Here is a 20,000-nt window from a genome sequence, read left to right as displayed (position 1 = left end):
GGCGGATGGCACGGGCAGCCCGGGCCATGCTCGCTTGTCATGGACCCGGGCACCCGCCGTACGCCCGGGGGCGGCCCCGGCCCGTGGCGCCTGCTCGTCAGGCCGGGGCCCGCCGTCGGGGCCTGGGCACGGGCACGCCCGCCGATGGGCACGGGCCCGCCCACGCCCAGGCCCGCCTCCGTATGCCCGATGCCCGGGCCGGGCTCGGCCCCCGCCGCCCGCACCCGGCCGCCCCCCGCCGCTCATGCCCGGGTCGGCCTGCTCATGCCCGGGTCGCCCCGCCGTTCGCCGGGGCGCTCACACCCGGGCGCGTACCAGCGCCGACGACGCGGGCGCGACCCGGTCGAAGACCGCGTCGAAGGCGTGCTCGTCGCTGCTCGCGAGCAGATAGGCCTGCGCCTCGCCGACATGGAAGTACATGCCGTGCAGCTCCAGCGTGCCCTCGGCGAGCCGGCGGGCCACCGATTCATGGGCGCGCAGATGCTCCAGCTGCTGCACCACATTCGTCAGGCACAGCTGCTCGATCACATCGGCGGGCAGCCTTCCCGAGATCCTCGCCCAGGAGCGGTCGCGGCTCCTCATCCGCTCCAGGCTCGGCAGGCCGTGTCGCAGCCATCGCCGCAGTGGGGTACCCCCGCCACCGGGAGGGGTGCTCAGCAGTACCTGCATCGCACCGCAGTCCGAATGCCCGCAGACGGTGATCGAGTCGACCTCCAGCACATCCACGGCGTACTCGATCGCCGCGGCGACGGATTCGTCGCTGTGCTCCGCGCCCGGCAGTGGCACCAGGTTGCCCATATTGCGCACGGTGAACAGATCGCCCGGTCCGCTGGCCGTGATCATGCTGGTGACCAGCCGGGAGTCGGTGCAGGTGAGGAACAGCTGCGAGGGCCGCTGCCCCTCCCGCGCCAGCCGTGCCAGCTCGTCCCGGACGAGCGGAGCCGTATCGCGCTGGAACGAGCTGAGGCCGTCCGCCAGCCGGTGCGCGGTGGTCCGCTCGGGGCGGTCGGGCCGGTCGTCGCAGTGGTGGTTGCGCCACGGTGTCCAGGGGCGGCAGCAGCCGTGGGTCTCCGAGGCGGGCTCGCTGATCCGGCCCCCCGCCCGGCCGGTGAACTCCACCGTCCCGCCCCGGGCCACATGCGACGACTGCCAGTCGTGCAGCGCCTCGTACGCGGCGTGGTCCATGAAGGAGCCGTCCAGCTCGACCACGCAGTCGGTCCCCTGGGGCACCTGGCTCAGCGCCCTGCTCAGCCGGGGCACGGCGAGGAACGTCAGCTGGCCGCGCACCCGCACTCGGTGGACGCCCTCCTGCTCCTCCTCGGTGATCCGGGTCCGGGTCAGCCGGTGCAGCGCCACCGCGACCGCCACCGCGATCCCGATGACCACACCCTCCAGCACCCCGGTGACGACGACCGAGAGGAGGGTCACCGCGTACACCAGCATCTCGCGGTTCCGCTTCACGGTCCGCATATGCGTGATGCTGACCATCTGGATGCCCACGACCATCACCAGCGCGGCGAGCGCCGCCAGCGGGATGAGATCGAGGACGGGCACCAGGAGCACCGCCGCGAGCACGATCCACAGGCCGTGGAGCATGGTGGAGTGGCGGCTCACGGCTCCCGCGGAGACGTTCGCCGAACTGCGCACGGCCACCCCGGTGATGGGCAGTCCGCCCAGCGCCCCGGAGAGCATATTGGCCGCTCCCTGCCCGGCCAGCTCCCGGTCGAGGTCGGCGCGCGGAATCCGTACGTCCGGCTCCTTGCGGGCCGCGACCAGCTTGTCGACGGCCACCGCCGACAGCAGCGACTCGACACTGCCGACGAGGGTGATGGTCAGGACGGCGGCGACCAGGCCGAGCGCCGGGCCCTCGGGCATCGCCGGCAGGGCGTGGCTGCTCCACGAGGGCAGATCGACCCTCGGCAGCCGGAGTCCGGCCACCACGGCGAGCGCTGTCGCGCCCGTGACCGCGGCGAGGGCGGCGGGGATCGTCCGGACGATCCGGCCCGCGCGACCGGGGATCCGGGGCCAGGCGAGCAGTACGGCGACGGTCAGGACGCTGGCGGAGAGCGCGTCCGGGTGCAGCGCGGCCAGCTGGGCGGGCAGCGTGAGGATGTTGTCGGTCGCGGAGCTCTGGGGGGTGCCGCCGAGCACGATGTGGAGTTGTGCCAGGGCGATCGTCACGCCGATGCCCGCGAGCATGCCGTGCACGATCGCCGGGCTGACGGCGAGCGCCGAGCGGGCCACCCGGAGGGCGGCCAGGGCGAGTTGGGCCAGTCCGGCGAGGACGGTGATGGCGCAGGTGATACGCCAGCCGTACTGCTGGATCAGATCGGCGGTGACTACGGTCAGCCCCGCCGCGGGGCCGCTGACCTGGAGCGGTGCCCCGCCGAACCGGCCGACGACGATGCCGCCGACGGCCGCTGCCACCAGCCCGGCCTGGAGGGGTGCGCCGGTGGCGAGTGCGATGCCGAGGGAGAGCGGCAGCGCGATCAGGAACACGGAGATGGACGCGGACAGATCGGCGCCCGCGACACGGAAGCGGCGGCGGTCGCCTCCGCCGGGCGGGGGCGGGCTGTGTGGTCGGCCTTGGCGGGTCTTGCGGGGTCTGCGGGGCTTTCGGGACTTACGAGATGGCGTGTCGGTGCGGGTGGGGACGCAGGCGGACATGGTTCCCGTCTCCTCCGGGGCAGCGCGGTCGCGGAATGTGGGGGGACGCGGCCGTGGGTCACGGCGTGCAGCGGCGGGATAACTCAACTCTCAGTAAATGAATCGTAATGGAGAGTAAAGACCCCGGCGGGACGGGTCGGGCAAATAGGGCAATCTTTCACCCATTCCGGTGATTGCTGAGGTAAGGCGGCCCGTCGTGCGCCCCTCGCTGCCACCAGAGTGCGACTTTGTCGATTCGGTTTAAGCCAGTCATAAAAACACAAAGTCATACGAAAGTGGGTGGGCGGATGAAGGCCGTCACACAACGGCTCGCCGTCGGCGCGGTGGCCACGGCGCTGGTCGCGGGACTGGCGGGCTGCACCGGGCTCTCGGACCAGGAAACGAAGGAAGGCGCGCCCGGCGCCAAGAAGGCGCCCGCCCCCAAGGCCGCCGCGCCGCAGCTGATCGGTGACGGCTCCACGGCGTTCACCGGAGCCCAGCCGCGTCAACTCAAGCCACAGCGCCTGAAGCCCGGTCAGAAGCCGCCGCAGTTCGTGGTGTTCTCGTGGGACGGCGCCGGTGAGGACAGCCAGAAGCTGTTCTCCCACTTCCGCAAGGTCGGCAAGAAGTACGACATGACGATGACGTACTTCCTCAGCGGTGTGTACGTGCTCCCCGAGGACAAGGCGTCCCTGTACCTCCCGCCGAAGCACTCCGCCGGGCGCTCGGACATCGGTTTCAACGACACCCAGGGCATCAAGGACACCGTGCGCGAGCTGCGCGGCGCCTGGCTGGAGGGCAATGAGGTGGGCACCCACCTCAACGGGCACTTCTGCGGCAAGGACGGCGGCGGGGACTGGTCCGTCGAGGAGTGGAAGAGCGAGATCGGCCAGGCCAAGTCCTTCGTGAAGAACTGGAAGACCAATTCCGGTCTGGCGGGCGAACAGCCGCTGCCCTTCGACTACGACAAGGAGCTCATCGGCGCCCGCACCCCCTGTCTGGAGGGCCGGAAGAACTTTGTGAAGGCCGCGAGCCAGCTGGGCTTCCGCTATGACACCAGCGGCATCAACGACCAGGTCTGGCCCGAGAAGGACACGGGGCTCTGGGACCTCTCGCTCCAGCTGGTCCCGTTCCCGGGCCGCGCCTTCGAAACCCTGTCCATGGACTACAACTTCATGGTCAACCAGTCCGGGACGGTCAAGGGCGACCCCGCGCAGCACGAGTTCTGGGGCGACCAGATGCGTGACGGCCTGGTCCAGGCGTTCGACCGCGCGTACGACGGGAACCGGGCCCCGCTGATCATCGGCAACCACTTCGAGTCCTGGAACGGTGGCACGTACATGCGCGCCATCGAGGAGACGATCGCCACCGTCTGTGTGAAGAAGGACGTGAAGTGCGTGTCCTTCAAGCAGCTCGTGGACTGGCTCGACGCCCAGGACCCGCGCGTCGTGGCCAAGCTGGGCACTCTCAAGGTCGGTGAGGCGCCGAAGGAGGGCTGGTCGGCCTTCCTCGGCGCTCAGTCGGCGGGGCCGGCGGGCAAGCCCGCCAAGCCCGTGGAGAAGCCGGAGGCCAGGCCCGCCGACGCGCCGGAGGACGAGTCCGGGGCCGGTGCGGATGCCCCGGCCGGCCGGCCCGCCGATCCGGCCGGGCCCGGCGAGCCCCCGGCCGCGGCGGCGCCCGCGGTGTAGGGCGAGGTCAGGCCGGCAGCGGAGCGCCTGCGTCCGCGGTCCGTTCTCCCAGCACGAAGGCGGGGTCGACCTGGGCTGCCAGGTCGGCCCCCGTCTTCGCGTTTCCCCAGCTCTCCGCGTTCTTCAGATGGAAGTGCACCATCTGGCGGGTGTAGCGCTCCCAGTCGCGCTGTTCGTAGGTGTCCTCCGCGGTGTTCTGGAGGGTCTGGAGCGACATGCGGTTGTCCGCCTCCAGCAGCTCGAAACGCTGTGGCCGGCCCTTCTCCATCGCCCGCACCCAGTCGGAGTGCCCGACGGTGACGAGCAGGTCCTCGCCGACCTCGTCCTGGAGGAACTCCAGGTCGTCCCGGCCCTGCACCTTGTTGCCCACGACCTTCAGCGCGACGCCGTAGTCCCGCGCGTACTCCTTGTACTGGCGGTAGACGGAGACGCCCTTACGGGTCGGCTCGGCCACCAGGAACGTCATGTCGAAGCGGGTGAACATCCCGGAGGCGAAGGAGTCCGACCCGGCGGTCATGTCGACGACCACGTACTCGTCGAACCCGTCGATCATGTGGTTCAGGCACAGCTCCACCGCGCCGACCTTGGAGTGGTAGCACGCCACCCCGAGGTCCGACTCGGTGAACGGGCCGGTCGCCATCAGCCGGATGTCTCCGTCGTCGAGCCGGACCGTGCGCGCGCAGGCCTCGTAGACCGGGTTGTCCTCCTGCACGCGCAGCAGCCGCGAGCCGGCGCCGGGCGGGGTGGTCTTGATCATGGTGTCGGCGGAGGCGATCCGGGGGTTGGAGCCCCGCAGATACTCCTTGATCAGCGGCAGATGCGCGCCCATGGCGGGCATCGCGGCGGCCTCCTGCTCGTCGAGCCCGAGCGCGGCCCCCAGGTGCTGGTTGATGTCCGCGTCCACCGCGACCACAGGGGCTTCGTTGGCTGCCAGATGGCGGATGAACAGCGAGGACAGCGTCGTTTTGCCGCTGCCACCCTTCCCTACGAAAGCGATCTTCATGTTCACCTAGGGTAGTGGCTCGATCGCCGGGAGTCGTCAACGTGCGTGAAGAAGACCACTCCAAGGAGGGGCGTGCGCCGAGGGCGCGTAGCCTCGCTGCCTATGAGCACGAATGCCACACCCGCCTCGTCGGACCCGTTCGCCGCCCCGGGGCTGCCGGGCTCCCCGGCGCCCTCGGGATCCCCGGATTCGCCGGGGGGTTCGCCCGGTTCCCCGGCGTCACCGGCTCCGTCGGGCGCGCGGGCCTCGTCGGCCGATCCGCTCGCCGCTCTCGGCGAGCTGCCGGGTGTCGCCGACTCCGTGGACTCCGTACGCAAGGCGGTCGACCGGGTCTACGGGCACCGGATCATGCGCAGGCGGAGCAATGAGATCACCTCGGAGGCGGCGCTGCGCGGAGCGCGTGGTTCTGCCGCGATGTCCGGCGCGGACTGGGCGCTGGAGGAGGTCCGCAGGCGCACCGACTTCAGCGGCGACCCCGAGGCCCGTACGGTCGGCGCGGCACTGCGATTGACCGCCGAGGCAGGTCAACTCCTCTCCGTCTGGCGGCAGTCACCCCTGCGGGTGCTGGCGCGGCTGCACCTGGTCGCGGCCGGTGGCGTCGGCGACGACGAGACCGTGGGACGGCCGCGGCTGGCGGGGGAGCCGGTCGACGAGCCGCTGATCGAGGCTCCGCTTCCGGACGCGGACGAGGTGAACGGCAGGCTCGACGGTCTGGCCGGGCTGATCGTCGCGGGCGGCTCCGCCCCGGCTCTCGTGATCGCGGCGGTGGTCCACGGCGAGCTGCTGGCGCTGCGCCCCTTCGGCTCGCACAACGGCCTGGTCGCGCGCGCCGCCGAGAGGATCGTCCTGGTCGGCAGCGGACTGGACCCGAAGTCGGTCTGCCCGGCGGAGGTCGGGCACGCGGAGCAGGGCCGGGAAGCGTATACGGCGGCCTTCGGCGGATATCTGTCGGGCACCCCGGAGGGCATGGCCGCCTGGATCGCCCACTGCGGGCGCTCGGTGGAGCTGGGAGTCAGGGAGTCGACGGCGGTCTGTGAGGCGCTTCAGCGCGGGGCGGCCTGACGGAGCCTCGGTTTTCACTGGTCGGCGGTCAGCCAGTCGGCGGTCGTCCGGTGGTGGACCTCGGGCGCCGGACGAGTGGCCGAGCCCGGGTGCCCGTAGGTCATGCTCGTGGCCGGGCGGGCGGCCGGGCGGTTGGCCGGGCGGTTGGCGGAACATCGGCGGCCGGGCCGGCACTCAGAGGTACCGGTGATCGGCGCGCACCGGGTGCGAAGCACCTGAACAGGGTTGCGGCGGTACCGGTTCCGGTACCGCCGCTGGCATGTCCACCGAGTTACCAAGCGTCCTCGAATATTGCCCATCAGGTCGGGAACTTCTGCCCGTCACCTGGTGCGGCTGGCCCGTAATCGACGGGTCGACGTCGCGTGGGTACTCGGTTTCCATGCTCGGTCCGTGGGGCCATCTGCGTTTTCTAGGTGATCCTTTCGGATGTCCTTGGTCTCGCGGGCCGTTGACTCCTTTGTACTCCTGCCCGACGGGAAGCGGAACCCCTCGCCACATTCTTTACTTTTAGGTTCAAATACGGGCGAATTGGCCGAGGGTGCGAGTCATGGCCCGTGCGGCCGCGGTCTGCGCCGCCGCGTTCCTGCGGCGGCTGGCGTACCAGACGAGCCCCGCGGTCGCCGCCGCCGCGCCCACCGCTGCCGCTGCCACCAGCGCCGGCCTCGGTGGCATGGAGAACGCGGGCAGCCGCTGCTTCAGCCTGACCGGCCGGTTGAAGACGAGAATCGGCCAGTCCCGGGCGGTCGCCTCCCGGCGCAGTGCGCGATCCGGATTCACGGCGTACGGATGTCCGACGGATTCCAGCATCGGCACATCGGTGACGGAGTCGCTGTAGGCATAGCACCGGGAAAGGTCGTAACCCTCGGACTCGGCCAGTTCCTTGATGGCTTCCGCTTTTGTCGGGCCGTATGCGTAGTACTCCACTTCACCCGTGAAACGGCCGTCGTCGCCGACCACCATCCGGGTGGCGACCACCCGGTCCGCGCCGAGGAGCTCGCCGATCGGCTCCACCACCTCGGCACCCGAGGTGGACACGATGACGACGTCGCGGCCGGCCGTGTGGTGCTCCTCGATGAGGGAGGCGGCCTCGTCGTAGATGATCGGGTCGATCAGATCGTGAAGGGTCTCGGCGACGATCTCCCTCACCTGCTGGACGTTCCAGCCCTTGCAGAGGGCGGAGAGGTACTCCCGCATCCGCTCCATCTGGTCGTGATCGGCGCCGCCCGCGAGGAAAACGAACTGGGCATAGGCGGTCCGCAGGACGGCCCGTCGGTTGATCAGGCCGCCTTGGTAGAAGGACTTGCTGAAGGTCAGCGTCGAAGACTTCGCAATGACCGTCTTGTCCAGGTCAAAGAAGGCAGCTGTGCGAGGCAAGGAGTGGTTATCCACGAGCAGAGCATAGGTGGCCGCCATTCGGCGTACGCCGGGGCGTGTGGGTTTGCCTGAGAAGGCTCTCGGGTACACCATGGAAGTCACGGATCGTTCGCGACCGTGCTAACCCGGTCCGGCTCCTCCCCCCCCCGAGTCGGCCGGAGAGACGACCCCCGCTCTCCCCCCCGGCGGGGGTCGTCGCATGTCCGGGCACGTTTCTGCCATCGGGTCGAGATCCACTTCCATGAGTCTCCCCTTCCGCGGGTTCCGCTTGCAGTGGCTTCCCCTCACTCTGCATCGTCACTGTGCGTAGCGGAAGGGGTGCTCTCCGGGAGTCACTGGTATGAGCTACCGAGATATTCACAGGTGGGTAGTTGTCCACAGTTTTTCAGCAAGATCCACACGATTTTCCAGTGGCCCGCACCGTGATTCCACCCGCGTAGTCCGCGGGCACCGGGAATCACGGATCTCGTATCGCAGCGAGATCGAATCAAGCGAGGGGCGGAGATCGTGGCCGGATCCATCACATCGAAGAGGGACCCCGTCGTCGAAGGGCGGCGGGACGGACCCCTGATCGTCACCGAGGACCTGGAGCTGCTGGACGATCTGCTGCGGCTGTGCGCCGCGGCGGGCGCCGAGCCGGACGTCCACCACCGGCTGCCGGAACACGGGGACGGCTGGGAGGGCGCCCCGCTGGTCCTCGTCGGCGACGACGCGGCGGCGCGCTGCCGCGGCGCCACCCGCAGGCGCGGTGTGCTGCTCGTCGGGCGGGGCCAGGACGACCCCGACGTCTGGCGGCATGCCGTGGAGATCGGAGCGGACTGCGTGCTGCGCCTGCCCGACGCGGAGGGCTGGCTCGTCGACCGTATCGCCGATGTCGTCGAAGGCGTCGGCGAGCAGGCGCTGACCGTCGGGGTGATCGGCGGCCGGGGCGGTGCGGGGGCGTCCACACTGGCCTGCGCGCTGGCCGTCACCGCCGCGCGATCCGGCCGGCGCACGATGCTCGTCGACGGCGACCCGCTCGGCGGAGGCATCGACGTGCTGCTCGGCGGCGAACGGGCCGAGGGCAGGCGATGGCCGGATTTCGCCGCCTCCAAGGGGCGGGTGGCCGGTGGCGCGCTGGAGGAGTCGCTGCCCGAGCTGCACCGGCTCCGGGTGCTCAGCTGGGACCGCGGGGATTCGGTCGTGGTCCCGCCGGAGGCGATGCGTTCGGTGCTGGCCGCCGCCCGCAGGCGCGGCGGGGTGGTCGTCGTCGATCTGCCGCGCCGCGTCGACGAGGGCGTCGCGGAGGCCCTGGCCCAGCTGGATGTCGGGCTGCTGGTCGTGCCGGGCGAACTGCGGGCGGTCGCCGCCGCCAACCGTGTGGCGTCGCTGGCCGGCATGGTCCTCCAGGATCTGCGCGTGGTGACCCGCGGTCCGTACGCGGCGGGGCTGGACGACCGGTGGGTGGCCGCCGCGCTGGGGCTGCCCCTGGCGGGTGAACTGCCCTGGGAGCCCGCGCTGTCGGCCGCCCTGGACACGGGCGCGCCGCCGGGCGCCGCCCGCGGTCCGCTGGCCAGGTTCTGTACGGCCTTCTGGGACCGGGCCCTGGCGGAAGGCGCGGTCTCATGAGCACCGGACTGCTGGACGCCGTGCGACGGCGCCTCGCGGAGAGCGGGGCCGAGCCCACCCCGGCACGGGTCGCGGCGGCCCTGCGGGCCCAGGGGCGGCTGCTGGGGGACGCCGAAGTCCTCGGCGGCACCGAGACGTTGCGGTGCGAGCTGGTGGGGACCGGGCCGCTGGAGCCGCTGCTCGGCGACCCTTCCGTGACGGACGTCCTCGTGTCCGCGCCCGACCGGGTGTGGGTGGACCGGGGCCGCGGGCTCGAACTGACCGGGGTGACCTTCACCGACGCGGCGTCTGTACGCAGGCTCGCCCAGCGGCTCGCCGCCGTCGCGGGCCGGCGGCTGGACGACGCCCGCCCATGGGTGGACGCCCGGCTGCCGGATGGGACCCGGATGCACGCCGTGATCCCTCCCGTGGCGGTCGGATCGACCTGTCTGTCGCTGCGGGTGGTGCGCCCCCGGGCGTTCTCGGTGGAGGAGCTGAGGGAGGCGGGGACGGTGCCCCCGGGCGGTGACCGGGTGCTGCGGGCGCTGATCGAGGCCCGGCTGTCGTTCCTGATCAGCGGGGGTACGGGCACGGGGAAGACGACACTCCTGGCCGGCCTGCTCGGGCTCGTGGGGGAGCGCGAGCGGATCGTCCTCGCGGAGGACTCGGCCGAGCTGAGGCCCGACCATCCGCATGTGGTGCGGTTGGAGTCCCGCACGGCCAACCAGGAGGGCGCGGGCGGCGTCACCCTGCGGGACCTGGTGCGCCAGGCCCTGCGGATGCGGCCGGACCGGCTGGTCGTCGGCGAGGTCAGGGGAGCCGAGGTCACCGAGCTCCTCAGCGCTCTGAATACGGGTCACGAAGGCGGCTGCGGCACCGTCCACGCGAATGCGGCCGCGGACGTTCCGGCTCGTCTGGAGGCCCTCGGGACGGCCGCCGGACTCGACCGGGCCGCGCTCCACAGCCAACTGGCGGCGGCCCTGTCGGTGGTGATCCATCTCGTACGGGACCGGGCCGGTCACAGGCGGGTCGCCGAGGTCCACGTGCTGGAGCGGGACCCGGCCGGGCTGGTGGTCACCGTGCCCGCACTGCGGTGGGGCCCGGACGCCTTCGCCCGGGAGCGGGGCTGGGAGCGGCTCGCCGCGATGGTCGGGGGTGCGCTGTGATCCCCGGGGAGCCGATGTACGCGGCGGCCCTGTGCGCGGGAGCGGCGGCCTGGTTCATCGGCGGCGGGGACCGGGGGCTGACGCGTGCGCGGCTGCTGGTCGCCGGAGCCACGGTGCAGGAGATGCCGCGGTGGTCGTGGGAGCGGCTGGTGCCGGTGGTGCGGCTCCGGCGGGAGTGGCTGTGCCTGCCGGTGGCGCTGGTCCTGTCCGCGCTGGGGGAGTCCGTGCTGCCCCTGCTCGCCGGGGCGGCGGCGGTGCCCCTGGTGAGGCGCCGACTGGCGGCCCGTGAGCGCGGGCGGGAGCGCGAGCGCCGGGCCGCCGCGGTGATCGACCTCTGCGGGGCCGCCGCCGGGGAACTGAGAGCGGGGCTGCAGCCCGGGCCCGCGCTGGTCGCCGCCGCCGGATCCGGCGGAGCGCTCGGGGAGGCCGAACCGGCCGTGATCGCGGCGGCCCGCTTCGGCGGCGATGTGCCGCAGGCGCTCCGGGCGGCGGCGCGGGAGCCGGGTGCGGACGGCCTTGCGGGAGTCGCGGCCTGCTGGCGGGTGGCCGTGGACAGCGGTGCCGGCCTGGCCGCAGGGCTCGACCGGCTGGAGGCGGCCCTGCGGGCGGACCGGGACCAACGGGACGACATGGCCGCCCAGTTGTCGGGAGCGCGGTCCACGATCGGCCTGCTGGCCCTGCTTCCCGTGGTGGCACTGGCCATGGGCTGGGCCATGGGGGCCGACCCGCTGCGCGTGCTGCTGCACACACCGGCGGGCCTGATGTGCCTGCTGATCGGCGCGGTGCTGGAGGCCGCCGGTCTCTGCTGGGCCGCGCGCATCGTGAAGGGAGGGCAGGCCCGATGACCGGGGACGCCGTCCACCGGCCGGCGGTGGTGGTCTGTCTGCTCGCCCTGATGGCCTGTCTGGCCTTCACGGTCGCCGCACGGCGTCTCGGCCGCCACACGCGCGGGCGGGTCGAAGCACTCCTGGCCGACGGACGGCCTCCTCGCGGGCACCGGCCTCGTGGGCGGCGGCCGCGGTACGGGATGTGGATCAGGCGCTGGGCACCTCCGGCGAGCGCGGTGATCATCGGGTACGTCCTGGTCGGAGGCGTGCTGGGCCTTGCCGCCGGAGCGGCCGGGGCCTATGCCGTACACCGTCGGCGGTCGGCCCGGGGGCCCGCTCCGGTGAGCGAGGACCCGGACGGGAGGCTGCCGCTCGCCGCCGACCTGCTTGCGGCCTGTGTCTCGGCCGGGGCGGGCCCGCGTGAGGCGGCGGAGGCCGTCGGCGAGTCCCTGGGCGGCCCGCTCGGCGAACGGCTGCTGACCACGGCGGCCGAACTGCGCCTCGGCGGCGAACCGGCCCGGGCGTGGGGAGGGTTCGCCCGGATACCGGGCGCGCTCGAACTGGCCCGCTGTCTGGAGCGGGCCGACACCACGGGTGCCCCGGCCGCGGAGCCGGTGTCACGGCTGGCCCGGCGTCTGCGGGCGGCCCGCTCCCGCGCGGCGACCGTCCGTGCCCGCCGGGCCCAGGTCCTGATCACCGCACCGGTGGGGCTGTGCTTCCTGCCCGCGTTTCTCGCGGTCGGCGTGGCACCGGTCGTCATCGGGCTGGCCGGCGGACTGCTCAACGCCGGCTGAACGAGAACCGGGCGATGGCAACAAGAACTGAACGAGAACTCATGGGGGTTGACATGGTGAATCCGGTACGGACATGGCTGCGGGCGCTGTCCCGCGCGATGCGACGCCCCGACGCGGGCATGACCACGTCCGAGTACGCGATGGGAACGATCGCCGCATGCGGCTTCGCGGCCGTGCTCTACAAGATCGTCACCAGTGGCGCCGTCTCGGACGCGCTGCAGTCGGTGATCGGGAAGGCGCTCGATGCGCAGTTCTGAGACGGGCGACCGGGGGTCGGTGACGGCGGAGGCGGCCGTCGCCGTGCCTGCCCTGGTGGTCTTCGTCATGGCGCTGGTGTGGGCGCTGACGGCGGCCTCCGCGCAGATCCGGTGCGTGGACGCGGCCCGCGCCGGGGCCCGGGCGGTGGCCAGGTCCGAACCCCGCGAGACCGCTGTGGCCCTCGCCCGCTCGACCGCGCCCGAGGGGGCGCGGATCGCCGTGCGGCGCGAGGGAGACCTGTGGCACGTCCGGGTGGAGGCCCCGACACCGGGCCCCGGCGCCCTCGGCCTGACCCTCGCCGCCGAGGCGGCGGCCCACGCGGAGGAGGCGGTGCTGCCGTGACCGGGGGAGCAGGGGGAGCCCGCGGCGTTCGGGCGGCCCCGGGAGCCGGGGCCGCAGGGCGGACGAAAAGCAGGTCGGCGGGTGGCACCGGGGGTGCCCCGGGCGCCCGTGGTGCCGGGCGGGCCGTGGGCCTGAGACGGACGGGGGACCTCCGGGACCTCCGGCACCTCCCGGGCGCCGGGCCCACGAGGCGGGCCAGGGGCACGAGGCGGGCCGGGGGCACGGGGGACCCCGGAGGCGCCCCGGCCCGGAGGCGGGCCGGTGGTGCCGGTGGTGCCGGTGGTGCCGGCGGGACGAGGGGGCGCGACCGCGGCGCGGCGACCGTGTGGGCGGCCCTCGCGGCGACCGTCCTGTGCGCCGTGTTCGGGACGGTCCTGGCGATGGGCCAGGTCGTGGTGGCACGTCATCGCGCGGGGTCCACGGCGGACTTGGCGGCGCTGGCGGCCGCCGACCACGCCCTGGAGGGCCGTGCCGCGGCGTGTGCGAAGGCGGCGGAGGTGGCCCGCGCCCAGGACGTGACGGTCGTCCGCTGTGTGATCAGCGGCGAGGTGGCGGAGGTGACGGCCGAGGCCCGCCTCGGACCCTACGCCCCGTCGGTCAGATCACGGGCCGGCCCGCCGGGGCGTCCTGCCGCCGTGGAGCCCCCTGTGCCGCTCTCTCCAGGGCTCCGGCACCCTCCCGGGCCCGCCGCCCCGTCCACCCCGTTCACGCCGCGGGAGGGCCCCTCACGGGTTTCTCCCGGCCACGGGGCTCCGCCCCCGTCCCACCGTCCCCCGGGGCGCCCCGGGGACCTCCCGGAGTCCCGGGCTCTCGGCCCGGCGGCCCCTCCAACCCCGGCGCCCTCTCTCGGCTCGGCACCCCCTCCTGGCCTCACGCGCCCTGCGGGGCACACACACCGCCAGGGGCACACACACCGCCAGGGGCAAGGGCGCCGACCGGTGCCGGGCGGGCCCGCGGAAGCGTGCCCGGCCACGGCCGTGCCTTCGGCCGTCCGCTCATGTGCCCTCGGCTCATGTGCCGTCCGTTCCCGTGCCGTCCGTTGGTGCCGCCTCCCTCAGCAGCTCCGTCAGCAGCCGCACCGCACCGCGCTTGTGCAACGGCTCGTTGCCGTTGCCGCACTTGGGGGACTGGATGCAGGACGGACACCCCGCCTCGCACTCGCACGAGGCGATGGCCTCGCGCGTCGCGGTGAGCCAGTCACGGGCCGTGCGGAAGGCCCGCTCGGCGAATCCCGCGCCGCCCGGATGCCCGTCGTACACGAAGACCGTCGGCAGCAGGGTGTCCGGGTGCAGCGGGACGGAGACCCCGCCGATGTCCCAGCGGTCGCAGGTCGCGAAGAGCGGCAGCATCCCGATGGAGGCGTGCTCGGCGGCGTGCAGGGCGCCGCCGAGCTGCTCCGGATTGATCCGGGCCGAGTCCAGCTGTTCCTCGGTGACGGTCCACCACACGGCCCGCGTCTTCAGGGTGCGCGGCGGCAGATCGAGCTTGGTCTCGCCGAGCACCTCCCCGGTGATGAGCCTGCGGCGCAGGAAGGAGACGACCTGGTTGGTGACCTCGACCGAGCCGTAGCACAGGCGCCCTCGGCCCCAGGGGACCTCGGTGTCGGTTTCGAGCACGGAGACGGTGGTGGTGTCACGGGCGGTGGTGGAGTACGGCGGGACCGCCTCCTCGACGAGGGCGACGGAGCCGTGGGGGTCCGTCAGGTCCAGCCTGCGCACCAGATACGTACGGCCCTGGTGGAGGTGGACGGCCCCCTCGTGGACGGTGGTGTGGGCGGCGGACTCGTCGACGGTGCCCAGCAGCCGGCCGGTGCCCTCCTCGACGATCTGGACGGGACGGCCCCCTCCGCCCCGGATGTCGGTGAGGTCCGCCGCCCGCTCCCGGCGGGTCCAGTGCCAGCCCGACGCCCGGCGCCGCAGCAGCCTCGCGGCCTCCAGCTGTGGCATGAGGTCGCCGGCCGCGGGGCCGAAGAGCTCCAGATCGGCCTCGGTGAGCGGGAGTTCCGCGGCGGCGGCGCACAGATGGGGCGCGAGGACGTACGGATTGTCCGGATCGAGGACGGTGGATTCCACAGGCTGCCGGAACAGCGCCTCGGGGTGGTGCACGAGGAAGGTGTCCAGCGGGTCGTCACGGGCGATCAGTACGGCCAGCGCGCCCTGCCCGGAGCGTCCGGCGCGGCCGGCCTGCTGCCACAGGGACGCCCGGGTGCCGGGATACCCGGCGATGAGGACGGCGTCGAGACCGGCGACGTCCACGCCCAGCTCCAGGGCGGTCGTGGCGGCGAGGCCGAGGAGTTCGCCGGAGTGCAGGGCCCGTTCCAGGGCGCGGCGCTCCTCGGGGAGATAGCCGCCCCGGTAGGCGGCCACCCGCCGGGGCAGCGAGAGATCCACCTCGGCCAGGCGTTCCTTGCTGATCACGGAGATCAGCTCGGCGCCCCGCCGGGAGCGTACAAAGGCGACCGTGCGGACCCCCTGCACGGTCAGATCGGTGAGGAGGTCGGCGGTCTCCGCGGTGGCGGTACGCCGGACGGGAGCGCCCTTCTCACCGTGGAGCTCGGTGAGCGGGGGCTCCCAGAGGGCGAAGACGAGTTCGCCGCGCGGCGAGGCGTCGTCGGCGACCTCCCGGACGGGCAGCCCCGTGAGCCGCCCCGCCGCCACCGCCGGTTCCGCCGCGGTGGCGGAGGCGAGGAGGAAGACCGGATTCGCACCGTAGCGGGCGCATATCCGGCGGAGCCGGCGCAGGACCTGGGCGACGTGGGAGCCGAAGACACCCCGGTAGGTGTGGCACTCGTCGATGACGACATAGCGCAGGGCGCGCAGGAAGGAGGACCAGCGCGGGTGCGAGGGGAGGATCCCGCGGTGGAGCATGTCCGGATTGGTGAGGACGTACGTGGCGTACTGGCGGACCCATTCGCGCTCCTCGACGGGGGTGTCCCCGTCGTAGACCGCGGGCCGGATCCGGTTGCCGAGCGGCGAGGCGAGGTCCTTGACCGCCCGGCACTGGTCGGCGGCCAGCGCTTTGGTCGGGGCGAGGTAGAGGGCGGTCGCGCCCCGCCCGTTCGGGGCCTCGGCGCCGTCGAGGAGGGTGCTGAGGACGGGTGCGAGATAGGCCAGCGACTTGCCCGACGCGGTGCCGGTGGCGATGACCACGGACTCGCCGTCCAGCGCGTGCTCGGCGGCGGATGCCTGGTGGACCCAGGGATGGTCGATCCCGGCCCGCTGAATGGCGTCGATCACTTCCGGCCGGATGCGATCGGGCCAGACGGCATGGCGGCCGGGTCTCGGGGGCAAGTGCTCCGTATGAGTGATGCGCGTAGCCCTGTTCGCCCCCGCGGCGAGCCGGTCGAGGACCGCACCGGGGGCGGGGCGGGTCTCCCCGTTCTCGGGTGGTCGTCTGGGACGGAGTTTCTTGGCCATCGGCACCGAGTGTGTCACCGGCGTGACGGACAATGGTCCCAAGGCGTCGTGCATGGCTGCTGGTAAGTGATTGAATGCCATCGCGGCTGGCGACCGTCCCCCGGCTCCGCCGGGGAGACCTCAGGGGGCGGCCGCTCGATAGCAAGGTGCTGGAGGATCCGTGGACCTGTCCCTGTCGACTCGCAATGTGTCCGGCCCTGGTGGCGACCGTACGGTCGTCGAGGTCGGTGGCGAGATTGATGTGTATACCGCGCCCAAGCTGCGCGAGCAGTTGGTCGAGTTGGTGAACGACGGCAGTTACCACCTGGTTGTCGACATGGAGGGCGTCGACTTCCTCGACTCCACCGGACTCGGCGTCCTGGTGGGCGGCCTGAAGCGCGTGCGCGCGCATGAGGGCTCGCTGCGCCTGGTGTGCAACCAGGAGCGCATTCTCAAGATCTTCCGGATCACGGGTCTCACCAAGGTGTTCCCGATCCACACCACGGTCGACGATGCCGTCGCGGCCACCGACTGAGGTCGGGCCGGGACTCTCCGAGATCACCGGAAGAGAAGGGGTACCGGGCAGCCAGCCCGGGCCCCTGAGATGCACGCCCGTACGTCCGAGGGGGATCGCATGACCACCGTCGAACTTCGCTTCAGCGCTCAGCCCGAGCATGTGAGGACCGCCCGCTTGGTGGCCGCTGCCGTGGCGCGCCGGGCGGGGGTCGACGAGGCAGTGCTGGACGAGGTCCGGCTCGCGGTCGGTGAAGCGTGCAGCCGTGCTGTGGGGCTGCATCGCGGCCATGGCATCACGGCCCCCATCAAGGTCGTGCTGACCGAGGAGGACAAGACCTTCTCGATCGAGGTGGGGGACGAGGTCCCCGGCCCGGGCACCGAGGGTTCCCGGAGCGGATCCGGCGGGCGCGCAGGCGCCGACGAGGACGCCGAGGGCGAGGACGAGATGGGGCTGGCGGTGATCAGCGGGCTCGTCGACGACATGGAGGTCTCCACCAGCGACGAGGGCGGTGTGATCCGTATGAGCTGGCCGACCGCGTCCGTCAGCGCCCTGCCCTGACCGCGCGGGGACGCCCGACCCCGTTCCCGTACGGCGGTCCATAAGTGTGAAGAGGCCCTGCTCAGCAGGGCCTCTTTCATTTATATCTAGATCATTTCATAGATCATCGATCATGCGTCAATGCCTTTGCCCCATTACCCCTTTCGGGGTCGTTTTTTGAACCTGATCATTTGCTGGGTGGCAAGTGAAGGTCAATTGAATTTGTCGTGCCCTGTTTAGATCGGGTTCCGCTCCCTACAATCCGTCCACATCTTGAGCTCTGAACGACGTCAAGGAGGACGAATGGCGGGGCTCTTCAAAACGGAAATGATCGATCATCCGACTTCCCTCTCGGCCGCGGTACTGACAGACGACAATCGACTGATCGTCGTCGTCGTCGCCGCGGTGGCGCTGGCGGCTCTGGTCGTGGCCCAGCTGCTGGTACGCCAGGTGCTGGCCGCCGGCGAGGGCACCGACTCCATGAAGAAGATCGCGGCGGCGGTGCAGGAAGGCGCGAATGCCTATCTGGCACGGCAGTTGCGCACTCTCGGCATCTTCGCCGTCGTGGTGTTCTTCCTGCTGATGCTTCTTCCGGCGGACGACTGGTCACAGCGCGCCGGACGCTCGGTGTTCTTCCTGGTGGGTGCGCTTTTCTCGGCGGCCACCGGATACATCGGTATGCGTCTTGCCGTACGGGCCAATGTGCGCGTGGCCGCGGCCGCGCGTGAGGCGACACCGGCAAAAGGCGAGCCGGAAAAGGACCTGACGGCCGTCGCGCACAAGGCCATGAAGATCGCATTCCGTACGGGAGGCGTGGTCGGCATGTTCACGGTGGGCCTCGGCCTGCTGGGTGCCTCCTGTGTCGTCCTCGTCTACGCCGCCGACGCCCCCAAGGTCCTGGAGGGCTTCGGCCTCGGCGCCGCCCTGATCGCCATGTTCATGCGTGTCGGGGGCGGAATCTTCACCAAGGCCGCCGACGTCGGCGCCGACCTCGTCGGCAAGGTCGAGCAGGGCATCCCCGAGGACGACCCGCGCAACGCCGCCACCATCGCCGACAACGTGGGCGACAACGTCGGCGACTGCGCGGGCATGGCCGCGGACCTCTTCGAGTCGTACGCCGTCACCCTGGTCGCGGCCCTCATCCTCGGAAAGGCGGCCTTCGGCGACGCCGGACTCGCCTTCCCGCTGATCGTTCCGGCGATCGGGGTGCTCACCGCGATGATCGGCATCTTCGCGGTCGCCCCGCGGCGCACCGACCGCAGCGGTATGACCGCCATCAACCGCGGCTTCTTCATCTCCGCCGTGATCTCGCTCGTCCTCGTGGCCATCGCCGTCTACCTCTATCTGCCCTCCTCCTACGCCGACCTGAAGGGAGTCACCGAGGCCGCCATCAGTACGCACGGCGGCGATCCGCGGGTCCTGGCGCTCGTCGCCGTCGCGATCGGCATCGTGCTGGCGGCCCTGATCCAGCAGCTCACCGGCTACTTCACCGAGACCAGCCGGCGCCCGGTCAGGGACATCGGCAAGTCCTCGCTGACCGGCCCGGCGACCGTCATCCTCGCCGGTATCGCCATAGGGCTGGAGTCCGCCGTCTACACGGCGCTGCTGATCGGCCTGAGTGTGTACGGCGCGTTCCTGCTCGGCGGCACATCGATCATGCTGGCCCTCTTCGCGGTGGCGCTGGCCGGTACCGGTCTGCTCACCACCGTCGGCGTCATCGTCGCCATGGACACCTTCGGACCCGTCTCCGACAACGCGCAGGGCATCGCCGAGATGTCCGGTGACGTCGAGGGCGCGGGCGCGCAGGTGCTCACCGACCTGGACGCCGTCGGCAACACCACGAAGGCGATCACCAAGGGAATCGCCATCGCCACCGCCGTACTGGCGGCCGCCGCGCTCTTCGGCTCGTATCGCGACGCCATCGCGACCGCGGCCAGGGACGTCGGCGAGAAGATCGGCGAGGGCGCGCCCGTGAATCTCGTCATGGACATCTCCCAGCCCAACAATCTGGTCGGCCTGATCCTCGGCGCGGCGGTCGTCTTCCTCTTCTCGGGGCTGGCGATCAGCGCGGTGTCCCGCTCGGCGGGGGCGGTGGTCTACGAGGTGCGGCGGCAGTTCCGCGAGCACCCCGGGATCATGGACTACACCGAGAAACCGGAGTACGGGCGGGTCGTCGACATCTGCACCAAGGACGCGCTCCGGGAACTCGCCACTCCGGGACTCCTCGCCGTGCTGACCCCGATCGCGGTCGGGTTCTCCCTCGGCGTCGGGGCGCTCGGCGCGTTCCTCGCGGGCGCGATCGGCACCGGCACCCTGATGGCGGTCTTCCTGGCGAACTCCGGAGGCGCCTGGGACAACGCCAAAAAACTCGTCGAGGACGGCAGCCACGGCGGCAAGGGCAGTGAGGCGCATGCCGCGACCGTCATCGGCGACACCGTCGGTGACCCGTTCAAGGACACGGCCGGACCCGCGATCAACCCCCTGCTGAAGGTGATGAACCTGGTGGCGCTGCTGATCGCGCCCGCGGTGATCCAGTTCAGCTACGGGGACGACGCGAGCGCCGGAGTCAGGGCCCTGGTGGCGGTCCTCGCCATCCTGGTCATCGTCGGGGCCGTCTACGTCTCCAAGCGGCGGGGCATCACCGTCGGGGACGACGAGCCCGACTCCGCCGAGCGCAACACCACGTCACCCGACCCTGCGACGGTGACATAGACCGGACCCGAACCCCCTCAGCACTCCCACACCCGCTCAAGAGGCGGACGGACGGCATGTCCTGACACGCCGTCCGTTCGTTTTCCCGCTCC

15 protein-coding genes and 1 pseudogene are annotated in these 20,000 nt (G+C 71.9%); 12 read left to right on the top strand and 4 right to left on the bottom strand.

The window, feature by feature from the left end; all coding sequences use genetic code 11:
* Positions 1 to 297 precede the first annotated feature (297 nt).
* A complete protein-coding gene (locus ACFYT4_RS05315) occupies positions 298 to 2,667 on the bottom strand; it encodes a bifunctional SulP family inorganic anion transporter/carbonic anhydrase (protein ID WP_389265460.1) in 2,370 nt (789 codons plus the stop codon).
* Between the two features lie 287 nt (positions 2,668 to 2,954).
* Here ACFYT4_RS05315 and ACFYT4_RS05310 point away from each other — a divergent pair, with 287 nt between their 5' ends.
* Positions 2,955 to 4,334 (top strand): hypothetical protein, encoded by a 1,380-nt coding sequence (locus ACFYT4_RS05310; protein WP_389265459.1) that lies wholly within the window; start codon positions 2,955 to 2,957, stop codon positions 4,332 to 4,334.
* A 7-nt stretch (positions 4,335 to 4,341) separates the two neighbouring features.
* Here ACFYT4_RS05310 and ACFYT4_RS05305 read toward each other — a convergent pair whose 3' ends face one another.
* Positions 4,342 to 5,337, bottom strand: coding sequence for an ATP-binding protein (locus ACFYT4_RS05305; protein ID WP_389265457.1), 996 nt, complete (start codon positions 5,335 to 5,337; stop codon positions 4,342 to 4,344).
* A 102-nt stretch (positions 5,338 to 5,439) separates the two neighbouring features.
* Between ACFYT4_RS05305 and ACFYT4_RS05300 the strand changes: the two genes are divergently transcribed.
* Positions 5,440 to 6,399: an oxidoreductase gene (locus tag ACFYT4_RS05300; RefSeq protein ID WP_389265455.1), complete on the top strand. Its 960-nt coding sequence runs from the start codon at positions 5,440 to 5,442 to the stop codon at positions 6,397 to 6,399.
* Positions 6,400 to 6,912: 513 nt separating this feature from the next.
* On the opposite strand, the gene ACFYT4_RS05295 is transcribed toward ACFYT4_RS05300, so the two are convergent.
* Positions 6,913 to 7,812, bottom strand: a complete 900-nt coding sequence (locus ACFYT4_RS05295) for an HAD family hydrolase (protein WP_389265453.1) — start codon at positions 7,810 to 7,812, stop codon at positions 6,913 to 6,915.
* Positions 7,813 to 8,280: 468 nt separating this feature from the next.
* Here ACFYT4_RS05295 and ssd point away from each other — a divergent pair, with 468 nt between their 5' ends.
* From ssd to ACFYT4_RS05260, 7 genes and pseudogenes are all read left to right on the top strand, one after another.
* Positions 8,281 to 9,381, top strand: coding sequence for a septum site-determining protein Ssd (gene ssd, locus ACFYT4_RS05290; protein ID WP_389265451.1), 1,101 nt, complete (start codon positions 8,281 to 8,283; stop codon positions 9,379 to 9,381).
* Positions 9,378 to 10,526, top strand: coding sequence for a TadA family conjugal transfer-associated ATPase (locus ACFYT4_RS05285; protein ID WP_389265449.1), 1,149 nt, complete (start codon positions 9,378 to 9,380; stop codon positions 10,524 to 10,526). Before ssd ends, ACFYT4_RS05285 begins: the two co-directional genes overlap by 4 nt.
* A 14-nt stretch (positions 10,527 to 10,540) precedes the next feature.
* Complete coding sequence (locus ACFYT4_RS05280; protein WP_389265770.1) at positions 10,541 to 11,371, top strand: type II secretion system F family protein; 831 nt, start codon at positions 10,541 to 10,543, stop codon at positions 11,369 to 11,371.
* Positions 11,368 to 12,147: a type II secretion system F family protein gene (locus tag ACFYT4_RS05275; protein ID WP_389265448.1), complete on the top strand. Its 780-nt coding sequence runs from the start codon at positions 11,368 to 11,370 to the stop codon at positions 12,145 to 12,147. The genes ACFYT4_RS05280 and ACFYT4_RS05275 overlap by 4 nt, the downstream gene beginning before the upstream one ends.
* Before the next feature lie 53 nt (positions 12,148 to 12,200).
* Entirely contained in the window at positions 12,201 to 12,404 is a 204-nt protein-coding gene (locus ACFYT4_RS05270) for a DUF4244 domain-containing protein (RefSeq protein ID WP_389265768.1), read from the top strand.
* Entirely contained in the window at positions 12,391 to 12,747 is a 357-nt protein-coding gene (locus tag ACFYT4_RS05265; protein WP_389265446.1) for a TadE family type IV pilus minor pilin, read from the top strand. The genes ACFYT4_RS05270 and ACFYT4_RS05265 overlap by 14 nt, the downstream gene beginning before the upstream one ends.
* Positions 12,645 to 13,304 (top strand): annotated as a pseudogene (locus ACFYT4_RS05260) (Rv3654c family TadE-like protein); the annotation flags it as partial. The gene ACFYT4_RS05265 and the pseudogene ACFYT4_RS05260, both read left to right, overlap by 103 nt.
* 453 nt (positions 13,305 to 13,757) lie before the next feature.
* Here ACFYT4_RS05260 and ACFYT4_RS05255 read toward each other — a convergent pair.
* Entirely contained in the window at positions 13,758 to 16,244 is a 2,487-nt protein-coding gene (locus ACFYT4_RS05255) for a DEAD/DEAH box helicase (RefSeq protein WP_389265444.1), read from the bottom strand.
* 79 nt (positions 16,245 to 16,323) lie between these two features.
* Here ACFYT4_RS05255 and ACFYT4_RS05250 point away from each other — a divergent pair, with 79 nt between their 5' ends.
* The 3 genes from ACFYT4_RS05250 (at position 16,324) to ACFYT4_RS05240 (ending at position 19,908) form a co-directional block, all read left to right on the top strand.
* Complete coding sequence (locus ACFYT4_RS05250; protein WP_328318827.1) at positions 16,324 to 16,677, top strand: STAS domain-containing protein; 354 nt, start codon at positions 16,324 to 16,326, stop codon at positions 16,675 to 16,677.
* Between the two features lie 99 nt (positions 16,678 to 16,776).
* Entirely contained in the window at positions 16,777 to 17,217 is a 441-nt protein-coding gene (locus tag ACFYT4_RS05245; protein ID WP_389265441.1) for an ATP-binding protein, read from the top strand.
* Between the two features lie 282 nt (positions 17,218 to 17,499).
* Positions 17,500 to 19,908 carry a sodium-translocating pyrophosphatase gene (locus ACFYT4_RS05240; RefSeq protein WP_389265440.1) on the top strand — a complete coding sequence of 803 codons (2,409 nt, stop codon included), beginning with the start codon at positions 17,500 to 17,502 and terminating at the stop codon, positions 19,906 to 19,908.
* The last annotated feature ends 92 nt before the right edge of the window (positions 19,909 to 20,000 follow it).

The sequence above is a fragment of the Streptomyces sp. NPDC004609 genome, from assembly GCF_042873655.1.
GTDB lineage: Bacteria > Actinomycetota > Actinomycetes > Streptomycetales > Streptomycetaceae > Streptomyces.
The sequence above is the reverse complement of the archived record's forward strand: the minus strand, read 5'-3'. Positions and strand labels throughout refer to the sequence as shown.

Coding starts and splice junctions, on each gene's coding strand:
- ACFYT4_RS05310 (WP_389265459.1), top strand. CDS start 2,955: ATGAAGGCCGTCACACAACGGCTCGCCGTCGGCGCGGTGGCCACGGCG.
- ACFYT4_RS05315 (WP_389265460.1), bottom strand. CDS start 2,667: ATGTCCGCCTGCGTCCCCACCCGCACCGACACGCCATCTCGTAAGTCC.
- ACFYT4_RS05285 (WP_389265449.1), top strand. CDS start 9,378: ATGAGCACCGGACTGCTGGACGCCGTGCGACGGCGCCTCGCGGAGAGC.
- ACFYT4_RS05270 (WP_389265768.1), top strand. CDS start 12,201: ATGGTGAATCCGGTACGGACATGGCTGCGGGCGCTGTCCCGCGCGATG.
- ACFYT4_RS05280 (WP_389265770.1), top strand. CDS start 10,541: ATGTACGCGGCGGCCCTGTGCGCGGGAGCGGCGGCCTGGTTCATCGGC.
- ACFYT4_RS05305 (WP_389265457.1), bottom strand. CDS start 5,337: ATGAAGATCGCTTTCGTAGGGAAGGGTGGCAGCGGCAAAACGACGCTG.
- ACFYT4_RS05300 (WP_389265455.1), top strand. CDS start 5,440: ATGAGCACGAATGCCACACCCGCCTCGTCGGACCCGTTCGCCGCCCCG.
- ACFYT4_RS05255 (WP_389265444.1), bottom strand. CDS start 16,244: ATGGCATTCAATCACTTACCAGCAGCCATGCACGACGCCTTGGGACCA.
- ACFYT4_RS05245 (WP_389265441.1), top strand. CDS start 16,777: ATGACCACCGTCGAACTTCGCTTCAGCGCTCAGCCCGAGCATGTGAGG.
- ACFYT4_RS05275 (WP_389265448.1), top strand. CDS start 11,368: ATGACCGGGGACGCCGTCCACCGGCCGGCGGTGGTGGTCTGTCTGCTC.
- ACFYT4_RS05295 (WP_389265453.1), bottom strand. CDS start 7,812: ATGGCGGCCACCTATGCTCTGCTCGTGGATAACCACTCCTTGCCTCGC.
- ACFYT4_RS05240 (WP_389265440.1), top strand. CDS start 17,500: ATGGCGGGGCTCTTCAAAACGGAAATGATCGATCATCCGACTTCCCTC.
- ACFYT4_RS05265 (WP_389265446.1), top strand. CDS start 12,391: ATGCGCAGTTCTGAGACGGGCGACCGGGGGTCGGTGACGGCGGAGGCG.